Raw genomic sequence first — 820 nt, 5'->3', positions numbered from 1 at the left:
ATCGAAATCAGTGGTGTCATTAAGTGGTTTGATGGTAGTAAGGGGTATGGATTTATTGTACCTGATTTACCTCATTTTCCAGATATATTATTGCATGTTACGGTAATGCGAAGGGATGGTTTTCAAACAGCTTTAGAGGGAGCTAAAGTCATTTGTGCTGTGGAAAAAACTGAACGAGGGTTAAAGTGCGTTCAGGTGAAATCCATAGATTGTTCTTCAGCAATTCATCCATCAGAAGTTCCTGCCCGTACCCATGTTGTTGTTACTCCAGAAAGTGGACTAGAACGAGCAATTGTTAAATGGTTTAATCGTGACAAAGGATACGGTTTTCTTAGCCGAGGGCAAGGAACAGAAGATATTTTTATTCATATGGAAACATTGCGCCGTTTTGGTTTAGCAGAGCTTCGTTCCGGCCAAGTTGTTCTTGTACGTTTTGGTAAAGGAGAAAAAGGTTTAATGACAGCAGAGATTTATCCGGACATAGGCATTCCTTTAGCTACGCATTGAATTTCACGAGTGAAATCAGTGTGTTTTCTATATTTTTAAAGATGGTTATTCCGTAAATTGCTATAGAGGTAGATTTTTAAAGAAAATATGGCTCTCGTTAATCCATAAACCAAATGAAGAAAATTTCGCATATTACGTTGAAAAAAACTAGAAAATAACAAGGAAGCAATCCTCTTTTTTTTGACTTTTAAACTCTGGTACTTTTTATTTTAGAAACAAAATTTAAAATTTTTCTGTGGTGGAGACAAGAATGTTAAAGCCTTTTAAAAAGGGGTATATTGTTTTATTGGTGATGCTTTTTATGTTAGATATG

The 820-nt window shown here is 35.4% G+C and carries 1 protein-coding gene; it reads left to right on the top strand.

Translation table 11 applies throughout. The features are described 5' to 3' along the window. On the top strand, positions 1-507 hold a 507-nt coding region (locus ACFIL8_RS11455; protein WP_375689902.1), incomplete at its 5' end, for a cold-shock protein. Between the last annotated feature and the right edge of the window lie 313 nt (positions 508-820).

This window comes from Bartonella sp. AP57NXGY (assembly GCF_042195805.1).
In the GTDB taxonomy this organism is placed as follows: Bacteria; Pseudomonadota; Alphaproteobacteria; order Rhizobiales; family Rhizobiaceae; genus Bartonella.
The sequence above is the reverse complement of the archived record's forward strand: the minus strand, read 5'-3'. Positions and strand labels throughout refer to the sequence as shown.